Below are 24,880 nucleotides of genomic sequence, written 5' to 3'. Positions count from 1 at the left end.
GCGGGGAGGGAGTGTTAATTAAGGCACGAATCCACGATAATACGGCTTGATTTAGAATTTTTGACTACAGGATTTTTTCATGGCATCGGTAAATAAAGTCATTCTGGTGGGCAATCTTGGCCGCGACCCAGAAGTACGCTACAGCGCAGAAGGCTCGGCCATCTGCAATATTTCCATTGCCACGACTTCGCAGTGGAAAGACCGTACCTCTGGCGAACGCCGTGAGGAAACCGAATGGCACCGTGTGGTGTTCTACAACCGTCTGGCTGAAATTGCAGGTGAGTACCTGCGCAAAGGCCGTCCCGTCTACGTAGAAGGTCGTCTGCGCACCCGTAAATGGACAGGCCAGGACGGTCAGGAGCGTTTCACCACGGAAATCATCGCCGAGCAAATGCAAATGCTGGGCGGCCGTGATGGTGGTGATATGGGCGGCGGCAGCATGGGTGGTGGCGAATACGGTGGCGGCGGTGGTGTACCTGCGCCGCAACGGGCTCAGCGTCCAGCGCCTCAACAACAGCAGCAACAACAGGCCCCACGTAATAACGCTCCTATGTCGGACAATCTGGCCGATATGGATGACGATATTCCGTTCTAAGGCTTAGCCCTTAGGGGGACTGAAGTTCAAAAACCCCGGCAAGCATCGTGCTTGCCGGGTTTTTTTTCGTTCGTACAAACACTAATGTGTACCGATATTCAATCTTGTATACAATCTATAAAAAATGAATGCAAAATAGGAAAGCAATGACCACGATCAAAACAGCAAGTCACAGCGATGGGGTGTATGAGTCGGTGCGTGCTCACGTTCTTGGCCTGGTGAAAAACATTGATGAGCCCGTGCGGGTTCGGGAGGAAGAGCTGGCCAAGATGCTCAATGTCAGCCGCACGCCGGTGCGCGAAGCACTGCTGCGTCTGGGGCAGGAAGGCATTTTGACCATGGAGCCTCGGCGCGGTGCCTTGCTCTCGCCCTTGACCAAGCAGGACTACATCGAATGGCTGAAGCTGCGCATTGAACTGGAGGCCTTTGCGGCGCGTGAAGCCGCCTTGAATGCCTCGCAGCGGGATGTGGATGCTTTGCGCGCGCTGTTTGCGCCCTTCAATCAAGACAATGTGGAAGAGCGTGTCAGCGAATATGCGGCAGCCAATGTGGAATTCCACGCGGCCATCATGCGTCTGGCTGCAAATAGCTTGCTGGAGAAGGTATGGAAGTCCTTTGGGCACCGCGACATGCTCAAGACCAAAACCATCGAGCGCCTGAAACGTGCGCACGAGTCTTTGGCCGAGCACCTGGCCATGATCGACGCGATTGAAAAACGGGACGCAGCGCTGGCAGATCGTCTGGCGCGCGAGCACGTTCAAGGGCTGCTGACGCAAACCTTGAACAGTTCCAACAACATCCGATAAGGAGGTTTGCTGTCATGAAGTTACTGACCTTTGTAGCCGCAGGGGAAACGCATTTGGGCGGCATGCTGGACGATGATCGGGTGGTGGATCTGACACAGGCCTGGGGGATGTACGAGCATCCTTTACGTGCTCGGCAGGCTCCCACTGAAGTCATCGACGCTATTTTTATGGGCGATGAGATCCTGATCAGCCTGCAGCTTTTGATGGAGCAGGCAAGCCAGGCCAAGGCTCCCGTCCATGCTGCTTCAGATCTGTGCTTTCTGGCTCCTGTCCCGAATCCGGCCAAAAACATTTTCTGTGTGGGGCGCAATTACCGCGCCCATATCGTGGAAGGCAATCTGGCACGTGGTCGTGCGGCGGATGACTTCCCCAAAGCCCTGGAGTTCTTCAGCAAACCGCCCACCACGGTGGTGGGGCATCAGGCCCTGGTCAGCCGCCATGCGGCTCACACAAAGATGCTGGATTATGAAGTGGAGCTGGGCATTGTGATCGGCAAGGAAGGCCGGGACATTCCAGTTGAAGACGCGTTGGATTATGTCTTTGGCTACACGGTGATCAACGATATTACGGCGCGTGATCTGCAAGCGCTGCATGGTCAGTGGTTCAAGGGCAAGTCACTGGACGGCACCTGCCCGATTGGGCCGGTAGTGGCATTGAAGACCTCCATTGCCGACCCCAACGCGCTGGATCTTGAATTGGAAGTGAATGGCGAACTGCGCCAATCGGCCAATACGTCGGACATGTTGTTCGATGTGCCCAACATCATCGCCCAGTTGTCGGCGGGCATGACCTTGGAGCCAGGGGACATTATTGCAACAGGCACGCCCTCCGGGGTTGGCTTTGCCATGCAGCCTCCACGCTCTTTGGAACCAGGCGATGTCATCAAAGCTCGTATCCCCGCTATAGGCGAGCTGGTCACTACTATTGAGTAAGGTTGACGACTATGCGCTTTAAATTAATCCTGTCAGGCGTGGCTGTATTAAGCGCTTTAACGGCTGTGCCCTCGCTTGCGACGGCACAGGAATATCCCACCAAACCCATCACCATCATTGTTCCGTTCCCGGCGGGCGGCACGCTGGATAACCTGACCCGCAGTCTGGCGCAGAAAATGTCGGATGACTTCAAACAGCCCGTCATCATCGACAACAAGCCCGGTGCCGGTACGGTGATTGGTACGGAAATCGTGGCCCGCGCCGCGCCGGATGGCTATACCTTGGGGATGGTGGCAAACAGTTTTGCCATCAATCCCAGCCTTTACAACAACTTGCGTTACGACACGGTGAAGGACTTTACGCCGGTTAGCTGGGTGGCCTACACACCGCACCTGCTGGTGGCGAATCCGGATGTGCCGGTCAAGAGCCTGGCGGATGTCATTGCTACAGCGAAATCCAAACCGGGCGAGCTGTCCTTTGCGTCCTTTGGTGCAGGTACATCGCCGCATATTGCCATTGAACGCTTGAAAGCAGAAGCCAAGATTGATGTGCTGCATATTCCGTACAAAGGCCAGGCTCCGGCGTTGAACGATTTGCTGGGCGGTCATGTAGACATGATGTTTGCTAACACGCCTGATGTTTTGCCCCACGTGAAATCCGGCAAGCTGCGTGCAATTGCCCTGGCGAACGATACTCGTCTGGAATCTATCCCCGAAGTGCCTACTTTCAAAGAAGCAGGCGTGGACAATATGAACTCCAACTCCTGGTACGGCGTGATTGTGCCTTCCGGTACGCCAGCACCGATTGTGGAGAAGCTCAGTGCTGAATTTGTCCGTATTGTGAACCTGCCCGAAATTCGTGAACGCTTGTTGGCCCAAGGACTGGAACCTGCGGGTACGACGTCGGCCGAGTTTGCCGAGTATCTGAAGTCTGAAATGGAAATGGCCGCCAAAGTGGTAAAAGCCTCCGGCACCAGCGTGCAGTAAACCCTTAACGAATACGAAAGAGCCCAGAGAGCTCAAGCTACTAATCAGGAGATGAATATGATCAAAGAAATTATCCGTTCCGACAAAGTGACTCCCCCTCGCGCCCCCTTGTCGCCTGCTGTGCGATCCAATGGCTTTGTGTTTGTGTCGGGCCAGCCAGGCTTTTTTGACGATCGCCAGATTGCTGAAAACGATTTCGACGCCCAGATGCATCAGGTCATGGCCAATGTGAAAGCCCTGCTGGAAGAGGCGGGCTCCACCTTGGACCATATCGTCAAAGCCAATGTGATTCTGAAGAACGCTGGTGACTTTGCTCGCATGAACGAGATCTATCGCACTTACTTCAAGGACGGCGAATACCCGGCCCGCACCACGATTGCTGCGGATATGGGGAACCCCTTGTTCCTGCTGGAAATTGAATGCATCGCCGCCGTCGCGGAATGATGAAATGAAAAAAGGCCGACATGAAGTCGGCCTTTTTTATTCAAAACGCTCCCTGAGCGGAACGTCGCAAGCTAATCAAACCTAGGCCAGTTAAAACCGCAAAGATTGCACCAGCGGCAAAGGTGCCTTGGAAACCTATGGTATCCCAGAGCACGCCGGCAATGACGCTGGCCAGCAGCAGGGCGATACCGGTGAGCAGGTGGAACATGCCAAAGGCGGTGCCGCGCAGTTCGGCAGGGGCGCTGTCAGCGATCAAGACGTTGAACAGGCCTTGGGTAAAGCCCATATGCAGGCCCCACAAGGCAACGCCCAGGCCCAGACCCAGCAAGCCGGGCACGAAAGCCAGGATCAGGTCCGCTGCGATCAGCAGGGCCACACCGATCAGCAGCAGGTCAGTTTTACGCATACGATCTGACAGCACACCGGCGGGGTAGGCGGACAGAGAAAAAGCCACACTCATGACGACCAGGACGGCAGGGGCCCACATGGGGGGCAGGCCGCTGGATTCACCCCGCAAGATCAGAAAAGCTTCGCTGAAACGGGCCAGGGTAAAAGCCAGGCCAATTGCGACAACCCACCAGTAGCGGGAACCCAGGCGGCCCAGGTCTTCCCGGTTCAGAGGCAGTTTGCGGGGGCGGGTGGTGGCCGGGATTTTCGGTTCGCGTACAAAGAACACCAGAACGGCGATGGCCGCAAAGGCAGGCAGCACGGCAACCCAGAAGATCAACTGATAGTTGTTTGCCGTCCACCACATCAGGCCGATAGCCAGCAAGGGGCCAACAAAAGCACCAATGGTATCCAGGGTCTGACGCAAGCCGTAGGCGGCACCTCGCATTTCCGGCGGGGTGACATCGGCGACCAAAGCATCACGCGGCGCACCGCGTATGCCTTTGCCGATGCGGTCTACAAAGCGGGCACCGACCAGCCAGTCCAGCGAGTTCGCCAGTGGAAAAATGGGTTTGGTCAGGGCGGCCAGGCCATAGCCAATTACTGCCAGCAGTTTGCGCTTTCCAAAACGGTCGCTGACCGCTCCGGAAAACACCTTCATGATGGAGGCGGTGGCCTCGGCAATGCCTTCAATAAAACCGACCGCCAGTACCGATGTACCCATGACGGTGACCATATAAATGGGCAGCAGGGCGTGGATCAGCTCCGAGGAAATATCCATGAACATGGACACAAAGCCCAGTGCCCAGACGCTGCGGTGGATTTTGGCACGGGAGGCGTCGGCCGTCGGGGTAAGCGCGGGATTAGCGGTTTTCTTCATGAGCGTCATAGACCATTTGGGCATACGCATCCAGCCGTGCCTTGCACTCTTGCAGGCGCTCTTGAGCAACCTGTGCCAGGGGGGCGCCATAAAAATCCAGTTTCTGGATTTTCTCGTACCAGTTTTCCAGCTTCTTCAGATCGGTTTCTTCTTCGTCCAGTTCGGCGTAGGTGAATTTCTGAATCGAAATTTCCTTGTCGATTTCGGCCTCGAAGTCTTTGCAACGGCCCAGCAGTTCCTGGTACTGCTCGTTGCGGTCGTCCGTAAAACGGGCGATGACTTTGTCCTCTTGTGCCTTGTCCAGAGCAATGGTCTCCAGCAAGACGCATTCACCTTCCATGGTCGTGATGTCGTTTTCCAGCACCTTCAGACGGCGCACATGCTCGTCGGTTTTGGGCAGGACACATACCCCGTTTTGCAGATACACCGCACCCAGCGCTTTCAGGCGCCGCCATAAGGCCAGCCGTTTTGCACTAGGTTCAGGGGGGACTTTATAGGTCAGTAACAGCCAGCTCATTGAAGTCATATTCTTGATTTTAAAGTAACGGCCGTTTCATATTAATTGAATTGAATGAATACAAAAAGAAGCAGTGAGGTATGAGCGCCGACCCCGGTTCTGCCTGCTGCCGTCTGAACGGAGGCCGGATTCTGTATCCAAGTGTTTGGTCTTGTATCTCTGCTTGAACAAGAACGCGGCTCTTTATCTTGGGGAAAACCAGTAAAAAATTTCGTGCCAAGCCCGCATGCCGTGTGAGGTTGAACTGTTTTCAGACGGCCTGGTTTGTGGGTTTCTGGCCTTGAAAGGCCGGTCTGTTTGCTACTGGTAGCCGCGGTTTTGCGCTTTCCAAGCCAAGGAGCAATCGCTACCATGACAACACCTATCCACTTTGTTCAGTTTCTTGCACGACCGGTCTCAACCACAAGCAGCGTGCAGACTTCAAGCCCAGGTTTAGGTAAAGCGCTTGTCCTTGGACAAGCTCTTGTTGGTTATGAGGTCAGTTGGTTATGAGGTCAGTGTGTTCGTTTCCGGTTGTTGCGCGATACAGCGCCGCACTTTCGCGGTGGGAATCAATACGGAGGAATGCAATGAGTAAGCAGAAAGCAGTCCAAGCAAGCCAAGGTCCAATCGATGTTGCCGCTATCCGTGCAGCTGCCAAGAAGTTTGTGGACGACGGGGCGGTGGCATCCGGCTACAAGGGTAATCGTGAAGAAATCATTCAGATGCTCAATGAGGCCCTGGCCACCGAGCTGGTCTGTGTGATGCGCTACAAGCGCCACTACTTCACCGCTACCGGCTTGAACAATGAGCCTATCAAAGCCGAGTTTCTGGAACATGCCCAGCAAGAAGCCGAGCATGCCGACCGCATTGCCGAACGTATTGTGCAATTGAACGGCGAGCCGGATTTCAACCCGGCCAATCTGGTCCAGCGTAGCCATGCAGAGTACGACGATAGCGACGATATCAAATCCATGATTCGCGCCAACCTGATTGCCGAGCGTATTGCGATCGAGTCCTATCGTCAGATGATCGAGCGCATTGGCGACACCGACCCGACCACTCGCCAGATGCTGGTTGAAATCATGGCGGTGGAAGAAGAGCACGCCGACGATATGGGCGATCTGCTGGATATCTAAGTAATTTGCGCAGGTGCTCACCAAAACCCCGGTATTTTCCGGGGTTTTTTTCTGCCTGAATTCTGAAAAGGAGTACAGTATCGGCTTTCCTACCTATCGGTAGGTAGTTTTGATTGACATCGCTATATACGGGGGTGTGAGCGTGTTTGAATTTCTGTTCTTCCGCACTGTAGAGGGTGTGACATGAGCGAGCTGTCGCGTGCCAGAAGCCTGGCCTGGCCCTTGATCTTGTTGCTGGCCTTGTTGACGGCATTGGATGCCATGGCCATTGATATGTATTTGCCGGGCATGCCTGCTATCGCGCAGGAGCTGGGGGCTTCCCCTGGCCGGATTCAGCAAACCTTGTCGGTGTTTCTGGCAGGCCTGGCCTTGGGCCAAGGTATTTACGGCCCTTTGCTGGATCGCTTCGGGCGTCGAGTGCCCTTGCTGCTGGGTGTGGTTATTTTTGTGGTGGGCTCGGTTTTTGGCGCTTTGGCCACATCGGTTGAAGCCTTGTTGGCGGCGCGTTTTATCCAGGCGTTAGGCGCCGCAGCGGGCTTGGTCACACCGCGTGCCATTGTGGCGGACTTGTGCGATGTCAAAGAGTCGGCAAGCATCTTTTCCCTGCTGATGCAGGTGATGATGATTGCACCGATTGTGGCCCCCATTCTGGGTGCCTACCTGTTGAGCCATGCAGACTGGCGTGCCATTTTCTGGATGCTGGCGGCATTAGGGACGATGGGGCTGCTCTGGGGACTTAAAGCCATACCGGATTCGCTGCCCGTGAGCCAGCGTGTGCCTTTGAACCCCGGTCATATTGTTCGCGCCTACGGTCGCGAGCTGGGTAACAAGGCTTTCATGGCATATACCGGCTCCGGTGGTTTCGCACTGGCTGCCTTGTTTGTCTACATCAGCGGCTCGGCTTTTGTGTTCACGCAGCATTTTTCCTTGTCGCCGGCCGTATTCAGCTATGTGTTTGCCGGTAACTCGGTGGCGCTGGTTCTGGGTGGGGTCGTCAGCAATTATTTGTTGAAGGCCGGGATGCCCACCTCTCGGGTGCTGGCTTTGGGACTGATTGTCCATACGGCCTCGGCTCTGCTCCTGTATGTGGTGGTGCAAGCTGATGTCGCGGGCCTGATTCTGTATGCCGCCTTGATTGCTGTTTCGGTGGGCTCTTTAGGCATGGTGTTTGGCAACGTGACGGCCTTGACCATGGATGTGGCTGGCCCACAGGCTGGGACGGCTGCAGCCTTGATGGGCATGTTCCATTACCTGATTTCGGCGGTGGTGGGCTATATCGTCAGTCTGGCCATGCCTGGGCCGCAGGTTTTGCCTGTGGCAATTGGTGGCTGCGGTCTGTTGGCTATTGTTCTGTATGTTCTGGCTGGCCGTTGCCGCACGGTGACCCGATCAGTCAGTGAGCTGGGGGTTGTAAAATAGGCAGTTGCTGCGGGCCGCGAAAGCGGCCCTGATCATTGGCCTTTGACTGAGAGCTGTTGGACTGTGAGCAAAACCACGACTGAAAAACTGCAGGATGCCGCGTTGGCGCGCTTTGCTGTTCAGGGCTTCGATGCCACCACCATGAACGAGATTGCCGCTGATGTCGGCATCAAGAAGCCCTCGGTCTACGCCCATTTCCGCAACAAGGACGAGCTGTTTCTGAACCTGATTCCGAAGATTGTGGAAGATGAGCTGAACCACGCCCGTCAAGTTCTGCAGGGAGGCGATGACATCAAGGAGCAGTTGCGAGCGTACCTGGAAGGGATACAGGAGCGCTTTGAGCAATCACATCAAGTGCGTTTCTGGATTCGCACCTTGTTTGCGCCGCCTGTGCATTTGTACGATGTGGTGATGCAGCCCATGCATGTGTTCATGGACGATCTGGAACGCATCATCCATCAAGCCTTGGCACAGTCCGCTTTGGCCAAATCGGAAACAGGTTTGAGCGTGGAGACCCTGGCCATGACGTACATGGCCTTGATCGACAGTCTGCAAAGCGAGCTTCTGTTTGGTGGTGCGCACAAATACCAGCGGCGTCTGGCATCGGTCTGGAGGGTATTTGAGGCGGCCTTGAGAGCAGGCCGCCCGGCCTGATCAGGTTTTCTCGCCGTTCTGGGCGTCCTGATAGGCTTTGGCTGCATTGTGCACGTGTTGGGTGGCCAGCAGGTTGGCCAGATCACCATTACCGGCCACAACCGCATTGAGGATCTGGGAGTGATCTTCCCAGTTTTGGCGGATGCGCTGCAAATTGCTGGGCGCAAATAACAGGGCGGTGCGGTCACGCAGGGAGCGCATGAGCTCGGTCAGAACAATATTGCCCGACATGGTGGCCAGGGTTTCATGAAACTGGCGGTTCAGGGATTTGAGCAAATCCAGATTGCCGGCATCCATGGCTTCATGGCCCTGGCTCAGAATGGTTTGCAGCTTTTCGATATTGGCTGGGTCCCGGCGTTGGGCGGCCAGTTTTGCATTCAATCCTTCGAGCGTGGCGCGCACTTCAGCCATGTTGTAGGCAATCTCGGTCGACAGGATAGCCACTGAGGCCCCACGTCGTGGTTCGATCGTGACCAGACCTTCGGAGGCCAGCTCGCGCAGGGCTTCCCGTACCGGAATACGCGAGACGCCCAGTTCGCTAGCCAATTTACCTTCTACAAGGCGATCCCCCGGATGAAATTCTCCGCTCAAGATACGCTCGCGCAATTGGTCACGGATAACCGCAAACAATGACGCATGTTGATCGCCCAAGCGACGGCTTTCCGCGCCGGAAAGGGTGTTGGGAAGGCTGAAACTGGGGATATTCATGGTGCGACCTGTGCAATTGGGCAAAAGGGCCAGCCACGATTATACGGTGTGAGCGCATTTTTCTGAATATGGTATACAGTTTGCGGCCTAAGCATCCTCATCACACGCTGCGGGCGATCAAGACCACGGCGCTTAGCGAACAAATCCCCAATAGCAGTCTACGCATTAGCGGCATGCTGACTTTATGACGCCATCGTCCTGATAAGGCGAAGCCCAGCAGCATGAAGGGGTAGAGCACAATGCTGAGCATTGCCTGTTGCCAGGAGAACAGGCCAGCCACCATAAGCAGGATCAAGGACAGGCTTGCCCCTAAAAACAGAATAAGACCCAATGAGGCGCGTAGCTGTGCAGGAGCCAGGTTTTGCATGGCAATTGCCAGAGCGGGAGCGCCTACCGAGGTCAGGGTTCCCATGATGCCCGAGGCAATGCCCGCCAGGATCATGTTTCGTTTGGAAGGCAGGATGCGCAAGCCCCAGGCACTCAGTGCGACTGCGGCCAGAATGGCCAGGGCAAAACCCAGATTCACCGCCTCTATGGGTAGTTGTGTCATGGCCAGTATGGCAATGATCGATCCGGTGGCACGGCCACCCAGTGCACAGACAACCACATCGGGCACGATATGTTGACGCTCTCGCAAGGCCGCCAGCAAAGAGACGCTGCCACCCAAGGCCAGTAGAGGGCCTGGAACCAACTGCGGAAATATCAAGGCGGCAATCGGCGCGACCAGCATTGCAAACCCAACTCCGCCAACGCCTTGCAAAAAGGCGGCCAACACAACCAGCAAAGCCATGAGCAGCCAGGAGAGCGGGTCCACCAGATCAATCAAAGCCGCCATAGTTTCCTCTTCATTTGTATAAGGTATTCAATCTAAGTGTTTCAAACATAAAATTCTTAGAGTTTTCCCCAGTTTTTGATAGTTTTTTCTGATTCGAAATCACAATTGAAGATAGTATACCGTTTCAGATGTGCTCGATATTCAGAAAAAAGAGAAGGAAGGGGGATACATGCAAAGCGACGTGGTGCTCAGTGCGGCGCACTGGGCTTATTTGATCAGCGTTCTGGTCATCATCATTACGATGATTTTCCGGGCCAATGTGGTGGTGCCATCGGTTATTGGCACCTTGGCGGTCGTCACCGCCATGACTGGCAGCCCTATCCAAGGCTTCATCAGTATTTTTTCAGCCAGCTTTGTGGCGGCCCAGGAACTGTTCAATATTTTCCTGGTAATCACGTTCATGACTGCCCTGCTGAACTCGTTAAAGAGGCTGGAGGCCGATGTGAAGATGGTGGCCCCCTTCCGCAAGGTCATGGTCAATAGTGCCTCGTCCTTTCTGATGATTGCGGCGGCTACCTACTTTATTTCCCTGTTCTTCTGGCCTACACCCGCTGTACCTCTGGTGTCGGCCATTTTGCTGCCGGCGGCGATTGCGGCTGGCTTGCCTCCCCTGGTCGGGGCGATGGCTATCGCCATCTGTGGGCAGGGCATGGCGCTGTCGTCCGACTACATCATTGGCGTTGCTCCTGGCATCAGCGCCAAGGCAGCCGGTGTCGGAGCCGATGTTGCCGTGCTGGCGGATCGTGCGCTGGTGCTTTCCTGGATTACCGGTGGCGTTGCGCTGACGTTGACATTTTTGCTGATGCGCCGCTATTTCAAACCGGCAGATAGCCGTTTGCTGGATGCCTGGATGCGCCAGGCGCCGGATAGCACCCTGGATGAAGTGGAATCCCAAGGCACGTATGACAAGGCCGAGATTGCTCGTGGCACGGCGGGTAATGAGCACACGGTGCATCCCGGCCTGAGCCCCAAGGAAGAGCGCTATTCGCGCATTCTGGCCTGGATTACGCCACTGGCGTTTCTGGCGGTGATTGGCATCATGCTGTTGCCCCGCTTTATCCCGTCCTTGCCTGTCCTGCGGGGTGGCGACGCCGCCGGTTTGGTAGGGGGCGTGGCCTTTGTGTTGATGATGATTGCCACCTGTATGGCAGAAGGGCCGCGTCGCATGCTGGACACCTGCCCGGATCATATGACCGATGGTTTTGTATTCGCCTTTCGTGCCATGGGTTCGGTGCTGCCCATTGCCGGTTTCTTCTTCCTGGGCGCCAGTGAAGCAACGTCTGCCATTTTGGGCACCCCACTGGAACAAACACCCAGTCTGCTGTTCGAGCTGATCTCGGCGGGGCAGCATCTGATTCCGGACAATCATTTTCTGGTGGCTTTTGGTGTTCTGTTGGTGGGCATGATCTCGGGCATTGATGGCTCGGGCTTCTCGGGCCTGCCATTGACAGGAACCCTGGCCTCGGCCTTGAGCCCGGTATCCGGGCTGGAGGTTGAAACCTTGGCTGCGGTAGGACAGATCGGTGCTATCTGGACGGGCGGTGGCACTTTGATTGCCTGGTCTTCATTGATTGCCGTGGCGGGCTTTGCCCGAGTGCATGTGCTGGATCTGGTGCGAGCCCTGACGGTTCCTGTGCTGGCGGGGATGGCCCTGTCAACAATTTGCGCTGTGCTGGTGTTCGGATGAGCGATATGAGTACGACAGCCTATCGCGCCGGTGAAAAGCAGGGCTTGGGGAAACATTGGGCCGTTGCTGCCGGGCACCCCTTGGCGGTGCGGGCCGCGCAGGCCATGCTGGAACTCAAGGGTAGTGCAGTGGATGCGGCTATTGCTGCCGATGCTGTCATGGGGGTTGTCGAACCTATGGCGACAGGCATTGGTGGCGATCTGTTGGCCATGATTGCATCGCCCGACAGTATGCCAGTGGCTTATAACGGCAGCGGAGCGGCGCCCCTGCTGTTGAAGGCTGAGCAGGTTCAGGCTTTGCCTGTGGGACGGATTCCGGAGCGTCATGTGTTGTCCATTACCACGCCTGGCCTGGTGCGAGGGTGGTGGGATATGCACCAGCGCTATGGCCGTCTGGACTGGGCCTGCTTGTTTCAGCCTGCCATTCAGGCAGCCCGGGAAGGTTTTGCGGTAGCGCCGGTGGCAGCGCGTGAATGGCAGATCTTTGATTTTGTACTGCACCGCGATCCCGTGTGTGCCGCGCTGTATAGGGCGGGCAAGCCTCCCAAGGCGGGGGAGCAATACCTGAACCCTGAACTGGCAGCTGTCTTGCAGGACATCGCCACGCAAGGCCCCGATGCCTTCTATCTGGGGCGTCCCGCGCAGCAGGCAGAGCAGGCAATGGAGCAGGTACAGGGGCTGTTGAGGGCTGAGGACTTTCGCCGCCATAAAGGGTTCTTTTGCGAGCCTGTCAGCGCATCGCTGGGAGAGTTCAGTCTCTATGAATGTCCCCCCAACACGCATGGGGTGGCAGTCCTGGACGCCGTGCAAAGCGCCTGGAAACGCCCGGTTGACCAGGATGCGGCGGAGCTGGAACTGGTCAAGGCGACCGAAGCGGCGATGGCTCAGGCTTCACGGGTCGTGTGTGATCCGGCAGGCAATACGGTCTGCACGGTTGTGGTCGATGCAGATGGGTTGGCGGTTACGTTCATGTCCAGCATTTTTAAACGATTCGGTTCTGCGTATGCCGTGCCCGGCTGTGGATTTGTGCTGCAAAACCGGGGTTTCGGTTTCTCCGAGCCTGGGCATGTGAATGGCCCTGGGCCGGGAAAACGCCCTTATCACACGGTTGTTCCGTCTTTGGCCTTGAAGTCGGGTCAGTTCCATATGGGGTTGGGTGTGGTGGGTGGTTTGATGCAACCCCAAGGCCAGATACAGATATGGACTCGTGTTCTGCGTGATGGCTGGCCTTTGGAGAAAGCCTTGTTTGCACCGCGCTGGCGTTTGGAGGGGGCGGGGCGGTTGGCCCTGGAAGACGGCTTTGATGCAAGTCGGGCGGCCTTCCTGCGTGAACACGGGTACGTGCCACCCGATAAAGGCGTAGGCGAGCTGGCTGGTCGCAGCGATTTTGGCGGCGCTCAAGCTGTTGAGCGCTTGGTGGACGGCCGTTTGCAGGCTGTTTCTGACCCACGCAAAGATGGTTGTGTGGCGCTGGATTGATAATCAGGCAGGGTTATTCCCTACTTTCTAAAATAGTAGACGGTATACAATATACTTAAATAGTCCAAACCTCATCTTTCGTCGGCTGCTGTCAGGGCGACGTCTTTCAACAAGGAAACAGTCATGGAAAAACTGCTGAATCGCGATGAATTTCGCACCGCATTGGAAACCGCCATTAAAGGGAAAAGTGCCAATACTTCCCCTTTCAGCATTGCCTGGGCCAGCGGCAAATTAAGCCGTGAGCATCTGGCTCGCTGGGCTGAAAACCATTACCACTATGTCGGCCCTTTTGCTGACTACCTGGGCTATCTGTATGCCCGCACCCCCGCCGAATACGTAGAAGCCAAAGACTTCTTGCTGGCCAATATGTATGAAGAGGAAATTGGGGGCGACCGTCACACAGACCTGTTGATCCGCTTTGGCGAAGCGTGTGGCACGACACGGGCTCGGATCGAAGATCCTGACAATATGAATGCCACCACCCGCGCCTTGCAGGCTTGGTGTTACGCCATTGCCATGCGTGAAGACCCCGTTGTTGCCGTTGCAGGGCTAGTCGTGGGTCTGGAGTCTCAGGTGCCCTCCATTTACCGCAAGCAGACACCGACCCTGCGTGAAAAATACGGCTTCACCGATGAAGAAGTGGAGTTTTTCGATCTGCATATCGTGTCCGACGAGATTCATGGCGAGCGCGGCTACCAGATCGTTCTTGAGCACGCCAATACCGTAGAGCTGCAACAGCGTTGCCTGCGCATCTGCGAAATTGGCGCCGAGATGCGTCTACTGTATACCACCTCCTTGTACAACGATTACGTCAAAGACGAAATCAGCCTGCAAGAACTTCAGCTGGAAGCAGCCTGAGCCAGACAGCCGAGCGGGCAGATGGGCTGCCCGCCGACCTAGAAACAAGGAAGTACAGCGGTGGACAATCTCAAGGACGTCGTTTTCGACAATTACATTGATGGGCAGTGGCTGCCCAGCCAGAGCGGGCGTACGCAGCCCAATCTGAATCCGGCCGATCGTGACGATGTAGTGGGGGCTTTCCCACTGTCCACGGCTGAGGACGCAAAGGCAGCCGTTGCTGCTGCTCAGGCTGCCTTTGCAGGCTGGCGAGCCACGCCTATCTCCGCTCGAGCTCGTGTGCTGAATGCGGCGGCAGCCTGGCTTGATGCCAATGTGGACCGTATCGCTCAGGGCCTGACGCGAGAAGAGGGCAAAACGCTGGCGCAAAGCAAGATGGAAGTCGGGCGCTCGGCCCAGACCTTGCGTTTTTATGCGGTTGAAGGCCAGACCTATACCGGCGAGACCTTCCCCCAGGATGATGCGCAGCAACTGGTGTACACCCAGCGTGAACCATTGGGCGTGGTGTCCGTGATTGCGCCCTGGAATTTCCCTATCTCCATCCCGGCACGCAAAATTGCCCCCGCCTTGATCACCGGTAATACCGTCGTGTTCAAGCCTTCATCCGACACACCTTTGACGGGCTATTACCTGTGCGAAGCCTTTGCGCAAGCCGGGATTCCGGCGGGTGTGCTGAATCTGGTGCATGGCAGGGCCAGTGAAGTGGGGCCCACGCTGGTGCAATCTCCTCAGGTACGCGCTATTTCGTTTACTGGTTCGACCCAGGCGGGTGAAGACATTTGTCGTCAGGCACGCATGAGCACCCGGACTCAAATGGAGCTGGGTGGCAAAAATCCCTTGATTGTCATGGAAGACGCCGATCTGGATCTGGCCGTCAAACTGGTGGTTCAAGGCGGATTCTCCTTGAGCGGCCAGGCCTGCACAGGAACCAGCCGCGTGCTGGTGCATCGTCAGGTCAAAGAAGAATTCACGCGGCGCCTGGTAGAGAAAGTCAGCGCTTTGACCGTGGGTAATGGTTTGAATGGCAACCCCGATCTGGGCCCGATTGCCACCGAAAGCCAACTGGAAAGCATTCTGGAATATGTGGCCATCGGCAAGCAGGAAGCCACCCATTTACTGGGCGGCGAACGTTTGACCGAAGGTGACTACGCACGGGGCCTGTTCATGCGTCCGGCTTTGTTCACAGACGTGACCCAGCAGATGCGTATTGCCCGCGAAGAGATTTTTGGCCCGGTGATTGCCTTGCTGGAAATCGATTCCTACGAGCAGGCGCTGGCCATGGCCAATGACACCGAATACGGCTTGTCGGCCGCCATTGTGACGCGCAGTGCCGACTATGCGCATCGCTTTGCCAACGACATTGAAGCCGGGACAGTCAAGATCAATCGCACCACAACCGGCAACTTGATCAATGCTCCCTTTGGTGGACTGAAACAGTCCAGCACCTCCACCTTCCGCGAGTCGGGCCGGGCGGGCCTGGAGTTCTATACCCAGATCAAGACCGTGTATCGCGGTATCTGAATTTTATTAACCCGAAATACTGAGAAGACATATGAAAAAGATCCTACGTCTCGAACAGCGCGAAGCGCGCTTGATGGTGGACGCGGCGATTGCCAAATCCAAGGAGATTGGCGTGCTGGAGACCGTTTGCGTGGTTGACGAAGGGGGCTACCCCATCGTGATGGAGCGCATGGATGGGGCACGTATTACCGGCGCCCAGATTGCCTGGAACAAGGCGTTTACCGCTGCAGGCCACAAGCGCTCCACCCACTTGTTCACCACGCCGCCTAATGGCCCCGCCTTGCCGGGTAACGAAGCCTTCGGGATTCAGTTGAGCTTTGAAGGTCGCTTTGCTGCTTTTGTAGGCGGCTACCCCATCGTGGTCAACGGCGAAGTCATTGGTGGCATAGGCCTGAGCGGTGGTAACGGCGAGCAGGATACGGCAGCCGGTGTTGCTGGCTTGCAGGCCTTGGCCGAGGCCTTGAAGGCAGAGGGTCTGGACGTGCTGGTTCAGGCGGACATCAAGAAATAGTGGCATCAGGAGGACGGGTCATGGCCCATCGTGTCGATATCAAGGAAACCGGCGAGCAGTTTTGGGTAGAACCGCAAGAGACCATCTTGCAGGCCGCCCAGCGCCAAGGCGTGCGCATTTATAGCGACTGCGAGTTTGGTGGCTGCGGGACCTGCCGCATTCAGGTCACCCGTGGGAAGGTTTGTTATGAGGATGACTGCCTGCCCATGAGCATTGCTGATGAGGAACACGAGCAGGGCCATGCCGCCGCCTGCCAGGCACGGCTCGATGCCGATATTGAGATCAGTCTGGCCGCACATCGAGATGACTTGCCTGAAACCCGGCAAGTCCGGGCGCAGGTTCACAGCGTGGAAAGGGCATGTCAGGGGATCTGGCGTCTGATTTTACAGTTGCCGCAGGACGTGCAAGTGTCGTTCCGTCCAGGTCAGTATCTGAACATCTTGTTCGAGGACGGGCATGCACGCAGTTTTTCCATGGCCAATGCCGATGCCGCACAGGGGCGCATTGAATTGCATGTGCGGGAAGTGGAGGGTGGGCGTTTCACCCAGGTATGTTTGCCGACCCTGAAAGCCGGCGACGAGCTGCTGCTGGAACTGCCCTTGGGCGTGTTCTATTGGCGTGAGCGCGACTGGCGACCCATGGTCATGGTGGCAACCGGAACTGGCATTGCTCCCATCAAGGCGATTCTGGAGTCCCTGCTGGACAAGGATGATTGCCCGCCTGTCAGCCTGTATTGGGGAATGAATCGGCCCGAAGACCTGTATCTGGCCCAGGAGATTGAATCTTGGGCTGAGCGCTTGTGCGAGTTCCGTTTTGTCCCTGTGCTCTCCCATGCTGACGAGAGTTGGCAAGGCGCGCGCGGCTATGTGCAGCAACAGGTGTGCCGGGATGAACCTGACCTGTCAGAGCATGCCATTTACTTGTGTGGCTCGCCCGTGATGATTGAGCAGGCCCGTGGTTTGTTCAAGGAGCATGGCGCCAATGAGCAGTTCATGTATGCCGACGCCTTCAACTTTCAGTCTGATCCCAGCTCGGCAGAGCCTTCTCTTGTCTAGGCTCGGTGTGGGAGTTGGTCCTGACCGGCTTCGGGGTCGCGCTTCTTGCGGCCGCCAAACAGTTCAGTCAGCGAAGGCAGATTGATGAGCGGGATACGACGGCGCAGATGCTTGCGCTGGGCCAAGTGTGGCAGCAACTGCTCGCCGACGGGACGCTGCAGATAGCGAAGTTCGACGGGGGTTTTCATGATGATCTCGTTAATGGGTTTGAATTGAATTAAGTATACCGCAATAGGGGTTTCTACTCAAATTGACGGATATTTGTGTCTAAAAACAAGAAAAACTGTTGATTGAAGGTTGCGGTTTTTATCTTGGTATACCGTTCTTGGTTTTTTCAGGCGGTCAGGGCTCGCAATCCGGTCGCATTATCGGCAGCCAGCAGGAGGTTTCATGCCAACCATTACTTTTCATAAAAACGGCCAGACGCATGTGGGTGAGGTGCAGGAGAACACCAATCTGGTGGTCCGGGCGGGTATCAAGCAATTTCCCTTTCCGCATTTGACCTACGGTTGTGGCATGGGCAAGTGCGCTAAGTGTGCCTGCCGTGTTCTGGAGGGGGGCGAGCATTTGCCAGCGGCCAACTGGAAAGAGAAAAAACAATTGGGCGAGCGACTGGATCAGGGCTGGCGGCTGGCCTGTCAGCTATGGATTAATCAGGACATCGTTCTGGAGCAAGCTGAAACACAGGAGGTGCAGTGATGTATGTGGTGCTGACCAGCAAGCCAGGGGAATACCGCACGGAACCGGGCGTGGGCGTGGAGATGGTGGCGGCCTATGAATACCATTTTCAGGGTCGTTTCAAGGCGGTGTTTGTCATTGCGCGTATTCAGGAAGGTTCGCGCGTTCGCATTGTGGAAGAGACGCCAAATGGCACGGTCAATGACATCCCTACCCGGCAAATGGAAAAGTTTGCAACAGTCGAACAGGCTTATGAAGAACTGGCCGGATTGACGCACTTTGGCAGCATACAAGCCGAATTGCGTCAGTGTGAGCTTGACGGACACCAGGCAGGGGCACAGACCCCGGCACAGCAGCAATCCTGAGGTAGCAGAATATGGTTCAGATTACATTTGCGTCGAATAATGATTTGGTGGTGTCTGCCGCCGAGAACAGTAACTTGCTGCGGGTTTCCATCCGTGAGCGCGGTGGCATCCCGTTCAAGTGCGGGGGCGGGATCTGCGGCACCTGCAAATGCCGAATTACGGAAGGGCTGAGCAATACGGATGAGGTCAAGGCCAAGGAACACAAGCATTTGTCCGAGCAGGATCTGGCAGAGGGTTTTCGTATGGCGTGCCAGACCTTTGTTCGTGGTGATGTTACGGTGAGCTGGTAAAAGGAGCGGCCATGCTGCATTTGACCGATCAGCAACTACACGAGCTGCTTGATGCGCCTGCCGTACAGGAGGTGCTGGAGCAGGCTTTCATCGAGTTTGGGCAGGGCCAGGCGGCCCAGCAGCGTCGTGTACGCACGCAGGTGGGCGATACCCGTTTGTCGACCTTGGGCGCGGTCATCCCAGGCCAGCAAGTGGCGGGTGCCAAGATTTATACGACCGTGCATGGCGCATTCAATTTTGTCATTGTGCTGTTTGATGCACTGAGCGGACAGGCTTTGGCCACCTTGGATGCTGGCGCCATCACGCAGTGGCGTACTGCAGCCTGCTCGGTACTGGCAGCACAGCGTGGCGCCAATCCCCATTCGCAAACCTTGGGAGTGCTGGGTCTGGGTGCCCAGGGGATGGCGCATGCCCTGCAGTTTTGCCAGACCTTTGATTTGCAACGTGTGCTGGTGTGGAGCCCGAATGTCGATGAGAAGCGCTGCCACCAGCTGGAGCTGGAGTGTGGTGTGCCTGTGCGAGCCGCCCGAGCGGAAGAGATCGCCGCACAGGCGGATATTCTGGTCACGGCCAGCCGCAGTCGCGACCCCCTGTTTGATGGACGCAGCCTGAAGCCAGGCTGCTTTGTCGCCGCCGTTGGCTCCAGTTTGCCAACAGCGCGGGAATTGGATGATGCCTGCCTGCAGCGGGCAGGCAAGATTGTGGTGGAGTGGGGTGAGCAGACTCTTGCGGAGGCGGGGGACCTGATTCTGGCCGCGTCCGATTGCGGCGTTTCGGACAAGTTGTGCGAGTTAAGCGATTGGTTGCAATTAGACCGGGGACAAGGCTACGACGCACAGGGAATTTGCGTGTATAAATCAGTGGGTGTGGCGATTGAAGATATTGCCGTCGCTGGGTTGGCGTATCGCCGCCATCAGCTTGGCAAGACAGCGCAGGAGGCGCTTGCCGCACACTGAAAACGACAATAATTCAAGCATGTTGGGGGTAGGCAATGGGGATGGCAGGCTTTTCTTCTTTAGGCGAATTCAAGCAGGCACTGACCCGGGACTACAACCGCATCAACAGCAGTATTTTTGCATCAGGTGTCGTGACGCTGAAGATTGATGTGCTGGAGGATCGGATCAGCATGTTGGCGGTTCATAAACGCCAGCCTGCCTTGCAGACGTTGAGCCGTGAAAATGCACATATTGCTGATCTGGCGGATCTGTATCTGATCAAGGCCTTCAAAAAGGAGATGAAGCAGGTTTTGGTGGATGAGTATGGCCTTGATGTGGTGGCCATATTCAAGGACTACGACGCCGCGGCGCAATTGTCTTCCACCATGGTGTTGTTGCAAAAAGGAGTGTGAATGCAGTGGCATTGGTGAGAACCGTTGCCCTGAATTCCGAACCGATAAAAAGAAGCTGACTGGTAGACAGTCTTGTTGTCCTTCCGTCCGAAGTGGATTGCCGGATGTGCAATTTGCCCTGGAGCCAAGCTCAGGCCCTGACAGGTCCGCTTGGGGAAGTTGCCGACAGGAAGTGCTCGCATACCGCCGGCCTCGGACTCTGGGATTTCCCAGGGCCCGAGGCCGGCTTTTTATTTGGAGACAAAATCATGGCCTATGTAGCCGATTTGCTGGATGCATTGAACGTAATTACGGGGGGACGCATGGTGTCCTGTATGGATGAGGTCAAATGCGGCCACCATCCCTTCGTGATCTGGAAGTCCTCTGGAATTTACGGCAAGGAAGTACTGGAAATTCCAGGGCTGATTCATGGGGACCCTAACAAGGAAGTGCGCAAGGTGGCGGTGTGCATGACCATGTCCGAATTGAGCATTGAGCTGGCGGGCGCAACCGGGGTGGACGCCATTGTTGCGCATCATCCGATTGCCGATGCCGCCAGTTGCGGGGGCGTGACCCTGAAGGATTACCTGGACCTGTATGGGGTGGCTGCCCTGGAATGTCATGAGGCGTTTCATGGTCTGCATCCGGGCATCGCGTATCTGCATGGCCACAAAGTAGCGAAAAGCGATATTGCCTATGGAGGCATTCATGGCAATGTGATGTTCGTGGGCGAACCATTGGATGGGGTGAGCACTTTGGGCGACATGCTGGATCGGCTTGACGGCTTCATGGGGCTGGATCTGGAGGATCAGGTCTTGCAGGCCGAACGCCGCATCAAGGGCAATGAACACATTCTGGAGACCAGCACCTTGACGCGTGGTGCGATTCGGCTAGGGGAGCGCAACAGTCGCGTCGGTCGTATTTTGCACATTTTTCCGCATACGGGATTCAGCCCCGACCATCTGCGTCAGGCGGTGGCCGAGAACCCGGGCGTTGACACGGTGCTGGCCTCTATCAGCCGGGTCTACGACGGTCATGCGCTTATCGAATGTGCTCGTGAATTGGGTCTGAATTTCCTGGTGGGCAATAGCCACGTGCTGGAGATCCTGGAGAATGGCCTGCCCTTGGCCTATGCCTTGAGTGCCTTGCTCGATGGCGTCGAGGTGGTCATGTTCCGTGATCGGGTGACGTCCACGCCTGTGCACCAGGTGGGCGGGGCCCGCCTGCGTGAATACGCCCAGCATTTTTCGACGGCTCATTTGATGGGCAAGAACGTGTTGAGCTTCCAGTAGGTCCAGCTTCCTGAACGGAGAGAGACATGGATAACAAAACAATAGAAATAGACAAAGTAGTGCATGTAGCGCCTGCGGGCCGTCGGCCCATGGAGCGTATCGAGGCGGTGGGCCTGGGCTTGCTGCTGCTCGCCATGCTGACGCTGTTTTTCTTTCCCGCTACCTTGTCGGGCGCGTTTGATACGGTGCTCAACAAGGTCAAGCCCGTGGTGGTGGATGTATTTTTGACCGGGCAGGTTGGGGTGGCTGTCATTATCAGCGTCATCATTGGACGCTTGCTGGAGCGTTTGGGTTTTACCGATGCCATGATGCGAGTGTTCATGCCGGCGATGCGGGCCATTGGAATCAATCCGGCCGTCATTATTCCCAGCGTGTACAACATTTTTGGCGATATCAACGCCGCTGGTCGTATTTCGGGGCCTTTGTTGCGGCAGGCTGGTGCAACCAAGGACGAGCAAAAGATTGCGGTAGCCACGATGGTGCAGTCTCAGCAGTCGTTCTCGACATTCATGCTGGGCATGATGGCTTTGACCTTTGCCGGAGTGAATGTTTTTGCCGTGGTGCTGATTGCGATCTTCGGCCCCTTGTTGCTGTCTCCCTTATTGCTGTCGCGGCTGGTTTACCGCAATGTTCGCTCGGTGGATCTGTTGGCAGCCCCCCGTTTCACACCGAATATCGATTTTGCGCCCATGCTGTTCAAGGCCGCCCGCGAAGGGGTGGAATTGTTGCTACTGGTCCTGATCCCGGCTGTGGCCCTGGTGTTCTGTGTCATTGGTTTGCTTGAACATATCGGCATTTGGGCACCTATCAGTGATGTGCTTGAGCGCGGTTTGCTTGCGCTGAATATTCACCCTGAAACGGGCGTGCTGGCGATGCTGGTCAGCCCCACTTTGGCAATGGGCAAGTTGCAGGCGATGGCTTCCACACTGGATCCATCTCTGGTAGTGGGTTCATTTGTACTGGCGTCGTCCGGTTTGCCCTTATCGGCTGTCTTTGGACAGATTCCGGTGGTCTGGGCTGAATGCTCGGATCTGAATGAAAAAGAAGTCATGCTGGCCGCCGTTCTGGGCATTGTGATGCGCTTGTTGACGGCAGTGGTACTGGCTGTGTTTCTCACGCCTTTGATTGTCTGAGTTCCTGTTTGTAGTTCCCCCACTTTAGGAGCGCTGATGTTGGCGCTCTTTTTTTATTTTGTCTGTTTTCTCCAGGCGTGGTGACTGCCATCGAACTGCCATAAAACTGTAACAGGGCTGAAAGAACACTTGTTTAACCTGAGCCTGTCGTAGTCTTTTTAAGGCAGGGCACTTCGGTGACTCTGGTTCTTTAAGTTGATGCCTTTTTCTGTCCGGCAGCGTGCGCTGCGGCCCATTGCGCTTATTGATGCTTTGCTTTTGTGCACGGTGTTGTGCCGTGCCGCAAAGCAGGATGCCGGGTGTGGCTTGGCGATGTACTGGCCTGAATGCCTTGTAGGGGACGGAGCATGAACCAGACCCTGGTGACGGTGTTAAGCGGCTATGGTGGCAAAGCGCCAGCCGCCATTCTAGTGCAGGCATGTGGCTTGCGATTGCTGCTGGATGCCGGCGGGCCTCTGTATCCTGGACAGGTGTGCGACTGGTATCAAGGGCTGGAGGTAGACGCCATTCTGGTGACGCACGATCATCAGGATCATATTGGCTCCTTATCCAAGCTGCCTGAACACATACCTATATATGCCACGGCCTCTACGGCGCGCAGCCTGCCTGCTGGGCGGATCTGGCGTGAGCTGCCAACCCGTGGCACGACCTATATCGGCGATATTGCCGTGCGTACCGGCTTGTCCGGCCATGCTTTGGGGGGGGTCTGGCTGCATCTGGATGTGGGCGGTGGGCTGTTCTATAGCGGGGACTTTTCCTGCGAATCCCTGTTGTTCCCCTTCGATTTGCCACCACCTGCGTATCTGGCTTTGCTGGATGCATCTTACGGTTTGTACGATCAGTCTCATCACGTGGCCTGGAGCATTCTGGAGTCTTTGCTGGAGTCGCATCCTGCCTTGTTGCCCGTGCCGCCGTCAGGTCGGGCGATAGAGATTGCCTTGTGGCGCCAGCAGCAAGGTTTTGAGGACTGGAGCATGGACGCGTCCTGCTACGAAAACCTGACCCGCATGATCAGCCAAAGCAGTGACTTGTTGTTGCCGGGTGTGCAGCAATCCTTGCGTGAGTTGATGCCGCGTGCGGCTACGTTTGATCCGCAAGCGCACCTGCTGCTGGCCGGTGAGCCGGACGGCTGTCAGGGCAAGGCAGGGGAGTTGATTCGCGAGCACCAGGCGCGGGTTGCGGACCCCAATGCCCAGTCTGGCGAGCGCTTGTTGATTCACACCGGCTATGTGGCTCCCCATGCACCACGTGGCACGCATACCTTGTGCTGGAATGTGCATCCGCGTTTGACGGATTTACGCTGGCTGGTGGACATGGTGCAGCCACGCTATTGCATGCCTTTGTTCACGCAAATGCATGATTTGCCGACCTGGCGCAATGTGATGGGACCGGCCCTGAGCCTGGAAGGTCACTGGGAACTACCAGCGACCTCCGTAGGCGTGGTTTAAGCGGTGTAGCGTTCCAGCAAGGCTTCGCGTCGAGCGGGGCTGAGCTTCAAGGCGTTCTGGAGGAAGTTCTCCAGATTGCCATGCGTTTCATCAATCGTCTTGAAGGCGGTTTCCAGAAACTCGGGCTGGACGCCCCAGAGAATATCCAGCACTTCCTCGCTGATGCCACGGTTATCGGGCAGATTGGGGCGGCGGAAGAACTGATTGGTCAGCAGATAGTCGTGCATCACATCATCAGGGTGTACGCCAGTGGCGCGGTGCAGTAGGGCGACGGCAAAGCCGGTGCGATCTTTCCCCGCCGTGCAGTGCATGACGACAGGGGTATCGGTTTCCAGCAACTGGTCAAAGACCCGTCCAAACGTAGCGGCATGACCAGTCACGAATTCCGTGTAGGTCTTGTTCATGGTGCCGTAGGCAGCTTTGACGTCCACTTCGCCTTTGGCAAGCATGTCCAGAAAATCAGGCAATACGGTGGGTTCGACGGTCAGCGCATGACTGGTCAGAAAACTGTACTGGTAGGGAGAGCGTTTGCGCTCATGTGCACCCCGGAAATCCAGTGAGCAGGCAATACCCAGCTCTTGCAGGGTGTCCAGGTCCTGGCTGCTTAAATCCGCCAAATGGTCCGAACGGTAGACGCGACCTTTACGAAAGGAGCCGGAGTCTGTGGCATAGCCGCCAATATCACGGAAGTTGCTGGCCCCTTCTAAAGGGCAGGATAGGGAACTGGGCAGCGGCGATACGGACACGGCGGACTCCTGTTGAAACGGTGAAAGTCCCATGTTAACGGTCTTGGACGGGATCTGCATATGACAATGCGGTGACAGCTGGGGAGTGCGGGAGGACCGAAAGCACAATGAATGCAAGTGCACGGTTCTGTATCCTCAGAAAGCCATGTATATTCTTTGCTGGCAAGGCCCAGGCAGACAGGCTGGTACACCGCGTTCACGTTCTTGAGG

The 24,880-nt window shown here is 56.3% G+C and carries 28 protein-coding genes; 22 read left to right on the top strand and 6 right to left on the bottom strand.

Annotated elements, in window-relative coordinates; translation table 11 throughout:
• Positions 1-79: 79 nt before the first annotated feature.
• The 5 genes from ssb (at position 80) to WFM49_RS13260 (ending at position 3,763) form a co-directional block, all read left to right on the top strand.
• The gene (gene ssb, locus WFM49_RS13280; RefSeq protein WP_336973687.1) at positions 80-595 is read left to right on the top strand and encodes a single-stranded DNA-binding protein; all 516 of its coding nucleotides are present in this window, start codon (positions 80-82) and stop codon (positions 593-595) included.
• A 146-nt stretch (positions 596-741) separates the two neighbouring features.
• The gene (locus WFM49_RS13275) at positions 742-1,401 is read left to right on the top strand and encodes a GntR family transcriptional regulator (RefSeq protein WP_009461966.1); all 660 of its coding nucleotides are present in this window, start codon (positions 742-744) and stop codon (positions 1,399-1,401) included.
• 14 nt (positions 1,402-1,415) lie between these two features.
• Positions 1,416-2,333, top strand: coding sequence for a fumarylacetoacetate hydrolase family protein (locus WFM49_RS13270; protein WP_083055022.1), 918 nt, complete (start codon positions 1,416-1,418; stop codon positions 2,331-2,333).
• Positions 2,334-2,344: 11 nt separating this feature from the next.
• Positions 2,345-3,319, top strand: a complete 975-nt coding sequence (locus WFM49_RS13265) for a Bug family tripartite tricarboxylate transporter substrate binding protein (protein WP_254500180.1) — start codon at positions 2,345-2,347, stop codon at positions 3,317-3,319.
• Between the two features lie 57 nt (positions 3,320-3,376).
• The gene (locus WFM49_RS13260; RefSeq protein ID WP_172400387.1) at positions 3,377-3,763 is read left to right on the top strand and encodes a RidA family protein; all 387 of its coding nucleotides are present in this window, start codon (positions 3,377-3,379) and stop codon (positions 3,761-3,763) included.
• 40 nt (positions 3,764-3,803) lie between these two features.
• On the opposite strand, the gene WFM49_RS13255 is transcribed toward WFM49_RS13260, so the two are convergent.
• Positions 3,804-5,030, bottom strand: coding sequence for an MFS transporter (locus tag WFM49_RS13255; RefSeq protein ID WP_336973679.1), 1,227 nt, complete (start codon positions 5,028-5,030; stop codon positions 3,804-3,806).
• Positions 5,014-5,547: a Chromate resistance protein ChrB gene (locus WFM49_RS13250; RefSeq protein ID WP_009461956.1), complete on the bottom strand. Its 534-nt coding sequence runs from the start codon at positions 5,545-5,547 to the stop codon at positions 5,014-5,016. The genes WFM49_RS13255 and WFM49_RS13250 overlap by 17 nt, the downstream gene beginning before the upstream one ends.
• A 569-nt stretch (positions 5,548-6,116) precedes the next feature.
• On the opposite strand from WFM49_RS13250, the gene WFM49_RS13245 reads away from it, so the two are divergent.
• From WFM49_RS13245 to WFM49_RS13235, 3 genes are all read left to right on the top strand, one after another.
• A complete protein-coding gene (locus tag WFM49_RS13245) occupies positions 6,117-6,665 on the top strand; it encodes a ferritin-like domain-containing protein (protein WP_009461955.1) in 549 nt (182 codons plus the stop codon).
• A gap of 183 nt (positions 6,666-6,848) precedes the next feature.
• Positions 6,849-8,084, top strand: a complete 1,236-nt coding sequence (locus WFM49_RS13240; RefSeq protein WP_009461953.1) for a multidrug effflux MFS transporter — start codon at positions 6,849-6,851, stop codon at positions 8,082-8,084.
• A 63-nt stretch (positions 8,085-8,147) separates the two neighbouring features.
• Positions 8,148-8,738, top strand: a complete 591-nt coding sequence (locus tag WFM49_RS13235; protein ID WP_009461950.1) for a TetR/AcrR family transcriptional regulator — start codon at positions 8,148-8,150, stop codon at positions 8,736-8,738.
• Here the strand turns inward: WFM49_RS13235 and WFM49_RS13230 are convergent, their stop codons facing one another.
• Both WFM49_RS13230 and WFM49_RS13225 read right to left on the bottom strand, forming a co-directional pair.
• A complete protein-coding gene (locus WFM49_RS13230) occupies positions 8,739-9,446 on the bottom strand; it encodes a GntR family transcriptional regulator (protein ID WP_009461948.1) in 708 nt (235 codons plus the stop codon).
• 100 nt (positions 9,447-9,546) lie between these two features.
• Entirely contained in the window at positions 9,547-10,281 is a 735-nt protein-coding gene (locus tag WFM49_RS13225; protein WP_035269638.1) for a sulfite exporter TauE/SafE family protein, read from the bottom strand.
• 169 nt (positions 10,282-10,450) lie between these two features.
• Between WFM49_RS13225 and WFM49_RS13220 the strand changes: the two genes are divergently transcribed.
• The 6 genes from WFM49_RS13220 to WFM49_RS13195 all read left to right on the top strand — a co-directional run bounded on the left by WFM49_RS13220 (position 10,451) and on the right by WFM49_RS13195 (position 17,391).
• The gene (locus tag WFM49_RS13220; RefSeq protein WP_009461936.1) at positions 10,451-11,968 is read left to right on the top strand and encodes a hypothetical protein; all 1,518 of its coding nucleotides are present in this window, start codon (positions 10,451-10,453) and stop codon (positions 11,966-11,968) included.
• Between the two features lie 5 nt (positions 11,969-11,973).
• The gene (locus WFM49_RS13215) at positions 11,974-13,446 is read left to right on the top strand and encodes a gamma-glutamyltransferase family protein (protein WP_336973675.1); all 1,473 of its coding nucleotides are present in this window, start codon (positions 11,974-11,976) and stop codon (positions 13,444-13,446) included.
• 123 nt (positions 13,447-13,569) lie between these two features.
• Positions 13,570-14,304, top strand: coding sequence for a TenA family transcriptional regulator (locus WFM49_RS13210; RefSeq protein ID WP_022983674.1), 735 nt, complete (start codon positions 13,570-13,572; stop codon positions 14,302-14,304).
• 60 nt (positions 14,305-14,364) lie between these two features.
• Positions 14,365-15,825 carry an aldehyde dehydrogenase family protein gene (locus tag WFM49_RS13205; RefSeq protein WP_060185515.1) on the top strand — a complete coding sequence of 487 codons (1,461 nt, stop codon included), beginning with the start codon at positions 14,365-14,367 and terminating at the stop codon, positions 15,823-15,825.
• A 31-nt stretch (positions 15,826-15,856) separates the two neighbouring features.
• Positions 15,857-16,336, top strand: coding sequence for a GlcG/HbpS family heme-binding protein (locus tag WFM49_RS13200; RefSeq protein WP_022983673.1), 480 nt, complete (start codon positions 15,857-15,859; stop codon positions 16,334-16,336).
• Between the two features lie 20 nt (positions 16,337-16,356).
• Positions 16,357-17,391: a 2Fe-2S iron-sulfur cluster-binding protein gene (locus WFM49_RS13195; protein ID WP_009457374.1), complete on the top strand. Its 1,035-nt coding sequence runs from the start codon at positions 16,357-16,359 to the stop codon at positions 17,389-17,391.
• Here WFM49_RS13195 and WFM49_RS13190 read toward each other — a convergent pair.
• The gene (locus tag WFM49_RS13190) at positions 17,388-17,579 is read right to left on the bottom strand and encodes a hypothetical protein (RefSeq protein WP_009457375.1); all 192 of its coding nucleotides are present in this window, start codon (positions 17,577-17,579) and stop codon (positions 17,388-17,390) included. The genes WFM49_RS13195 and WFM49_RS13190 overlap by 4 nt on opposite strands.
• Before the next feature lie 202 nt (positions 17,580-17,781).
• Here WFM49_RS13190 and WFM49_RS13185 point away from each other — a divergent pair, with 202 nt between their 5' ends.
• The 8 genes from WFM49_RS13185 (at position 17,782) to WFM49_RS13150 (ending at position 23,924) form a co-directional block, all read left to right on the top strand.
• On the top strand, positions 17,782-18,090 hold the full coding sequence (locus tag WFM49_RS13185; protein WP_009457376.1) for a 2Fe-2S iron-sulfur cluster-binding protein: 309 nt from the start codon (positions 17,782-17,784) through the stop codon (positions 18,088-18,090).
• The gene (locus tag WFM49_RS13180) at positions 18,090-18,434 is read left to right on the top strand and encodes a hypothetical protein (RefSeq protein ID WP_009457377.1); all 345 of its coding nucleotides are present in this window, start codon (positions 18,090-18,092) and stop codon (positions 18,432-18,434) included. The genes WFM49_RS13185 and WFM49_RS13180 overlap by 1 nt, the downstream gene beginning before the upstream one ends.
• An 11-nt stretch (positions 18,435-18,445) precedes the next feature.
• Positions 18,446-18,724 (top strand): 2Fe-2S iron-sulfur cluster-binding protein, encoded by a 279-nt coding sequence (locus tag WFM49_RS13175; protein ID WP_009457378.1) that lies wholly within the window; start codon positions 18,446-18,448, stop codon positions 18,722-18,724.
• 11 nt (positions 18,725-18,735) lie between these two features.
• Positions 18,736-19,680: an ornithine cyclodeaminase family protein gene (locus tag WFM49_RS13170; RefSeq protein ID WP_009457379.1), complete on the top strand. Its 945-nt coding sequence runs from the start codon at positions 18,736-18,738 to the stop codon at positions 19,678-19,680.
• 41 nt (positions 19,681-19,721) lie between these two features.
• Positions 19,722-20,072: a hypothetical protein gene (locus WFM49_RS13165; protein ID WP_035269656.1), complete on the top strand. Its 351-nt coding sequence runs from the start codon at positions 19,722-19,724 to the stop codon at positions 20,070-20,072.
• A 248-nt stretch (positions 20,073-20,320) separates the two neighbouring features.
• Positions 20,321-21,343 (top strand): Nif3-like dinuclear metal center hexameric protein, encoded by a 1,023-nt coding sequence (locus tag WFM49_RS13160; RefSeq protein ID WP_009457381.1) that lies wholly within the window; start codon positions 20,321-20,323, stop codon positions 21,341-21,343.
• A gap of 26 nt (positions 21,344-21,369) precedes the next feature.
• A complete protein-coding gene (locus tag WFM49_RS13155; protein WP_022983672.1) occupies positions 21,370-22,476 on the top strand; it encodes a hypothetical protein in 1,107 nt (368 codons plus the stop codon).
• 347 nt (positions 22,477-22,823) lie between these two features.
• Positions 22,824-23,924 (top strand): MBL fold metallo-hydrolase, encoded by a 1,101-nt coding sequence (locus tag WFM49_RS13150; protein WP_009457382.1) that lies wholly within the window; start codon positions 22,824-22,826, stop codon positions 23,922-23,924.
• Here WFM49_RS13150 and WFM49_RS13145 read toward each other — a convergent pair.
• Positions 23,921-24,670, bottom strand: coding sequence for a tyrosine-protein phosphatase (locus WFM49_RS13145; RefSeq protein ID WP_022983671.1), 750 nt, complete (start codon positions 24,668-24,670; stop codon positions 23,921-23,923). The genes WFM49_RS13150 and WFM49_RS13145 overlap by 4 nt on opposite strands.
• Between the last annotated feature and the right edge of the window lie 210 nt (positions 24,671-24,880).

The sequence above is a fragment of the Alcaligenes sp. PF14 genome (assembly GCF_037150615.1).
Classification (GTDB): domain Bacteria; phylum Pseudomonadota; class Gammaproteobacteria; order Burkholderiales; family Burkholderiaceae_B; genus Alcaligenes; species Alcaligenes phenolicus.
The sequence above is the reverse complement of the archived record's forward strand: the minus strand, read 5'-3'. Positions and strand labels throughout refer to the sequence as shown.

Excerpts from the sequence above, each read along its gene's own strand:
- ssb (WP_336973687.1), top strand. The coding sequence starts at position 80 with ATGGCATCGGTAAATAAAGTCATTCTGGTGGGCAATCTTGGCCGCGAC.
- WFM49_RS13275 (WP_009461966.1), top strand. The coding sequence starts at position 742 with ATGACCACGATCAAAACAGCAAGTCACAGCGATGGGGTGTATGAGTCG.
- WFM49_RS13270 (WP_083055022.1), top strand. The coding sequence starts at position 1,416 with ATGAAGTTACTGACCTTTGTAGCCGCAGGGGAAACGCATTTGGGCGGC.
- WFM49_RS13265 (WP_254500180.1), top strand. The coding sequence starts at position 2,345 with ATGCGCTTTAAATTAATCCTGTCAGGCGTGGCTGTATTAAGCGCTTTA.
- WFM49_RS13260 (WP_172400387.1), top strand. The coding sequence starts at position 3,377 with ATGATCAAAGAAATTATCCGTTCCGACAAAGTGACTCCCCCTCGCGCC.
- WFM49_RS13255 (WP_336973679.1), bottom strand. The coding sequence starts at position 5,030 with ATGAAGAAAACCGCTAATCCCGCGCTTACCCCGACGGCCGACGCCTCC.
- WFM49_RS13250 (WP_009461956.1), bottom strand. The coding sequence starts at position 5,547 with ATGAGCTGGCTGTTACTGACCTATAAAGTCCCCCCTGAACCTAGTGCA.
- WFM49_RS13245 (WP_009461955.1), top strand. The coding sequence starts at position 6,117 with ATGAGTAAGCAGAAAGCAGTCCAAGCAAGCCAAGGTCCAATCGATGTT.
- WFM49_RS13240 (WP_009461953.1), top strand. The coding sequence starts at position 6,849 with ATGAGCGAGCTGTCGCGTGCCAGAAGCCTGGCCTGGCCCTTGATCTTG.
- WFM49_RS13230 (WP_009461948.1), bottom strand. The coding sequence starts at position 9,446 with ATGAATATCCCCAGTTTCAGCCTTCCCAACACCCTTTCCGGCGCGGAA.
- WFM49_RS13225 (WP_035269638.1), bottom strand. The coding sequence starts at position 10,281 with ATGGCGGCTTTGATTGATCTGGTGGACCCGCTCTCCTGGCTGCTCATG.
- WFM49_RS13220 (WP_009461936.1), top strand. The coding sequence starts at position 10,451 with ATGCAAAGCGACGTGGTGCTCAGTGCGGCGCACTGGGCTTATTTGATC.
- WFM49_RS13215 (WP_336973675.1), top strand. The coding sequence starts at position 11,974 with ATGAGTACGACAGCCTATCGCGCCGGTGAAAAGCAGGGCTTGGGGAAA.
- WFM49_RS13210 (WP_022983674.1), top strand. The coding sequence starts at position 13,570 with ATGGAAAAACTGCTGAATCGCGATGAATTTCGCACCGCATTGGAAACC.
- WFM49_RS13200 (WP_022983673.1), top strand. The coding sequence starts at position 15,857 with ATGAAAAAGATCCTACGTCTCGAACAGCGCGAAGCGCGCTTGATGGTG.
- WFM49_RS13195 (WP_009457374.1), top strand. The coding sequence starts at position 16,357 with ATGGCCCATCGTGTCGATATCAAGGAAACCGGCGAGCAGTTTTGGGTA.
- WFM49_RS13190 (WP_009457375.1), bottom strand. The coding sequence starts at position 17,579 with ATGAAAACCCCCGTCGAACTTCGCTATCTGCAGCGTCCCGTCGGCGAG.
- WFM49_RS13185 (WP_009457376.1), top strand. The coding sequence starts at position 17,782 with ATGCCAACCATTACTTTTCATAAAAACGGCCAGACGCATGTGGGTGAG.
- WFM49_RS13180 (WP_009457377.1), top strand. The coding sequence starts at position 18,090 with ATGTATGTGGTGCTGACCAGCAAGCCAGGGGAATACCGCACGGAACCG.
- WFM49_RS13175 (WP_009457378.1), top strand. The coding sequence starts at position 18,446 with ATGGTTCAGATTACATTTGCGTCGAATAATGATTTGGTGGTGTCTGCC.
- WFM49_RS13170 (WP_009457379.1), top strand. The coding sequence starts at position 18,736 with ATGCTGCATTTGACCGATCAGCAACTACACGAGCTGCTTGATGCGCCT.
- WFM49_RS13165 (WP_035269656.1), top strand. The coding sequence starts at position 19,722 with ATGGCAGGCTTTTCTTCTTTAGGCGAATTCAAGCAGGCACTGACCCGG.
- WFM49_RS13160 (WP_009457381.1), top strand. The coding sequence starts at position 20,321 with ATGGCCTATGTAGCCGATTTGCTGGATGCATTGAACGTAATTACGGGG.
- WFM49_RS13155 (WP_022983672.1), top strand. The coding sequence starts at position 21,370 with ATGGATAACAAAACAATAGAAATAGACAAAGTAGTGCATGTAGCGCCT.
- WFM49_RS13150 (WP_009457382.1), top strand. The coding sequence starts at position 22,824 with ATGAACCAGACCCTGGTGACGGTGTTAAGCGGCTATGGTGGCAAAGCG.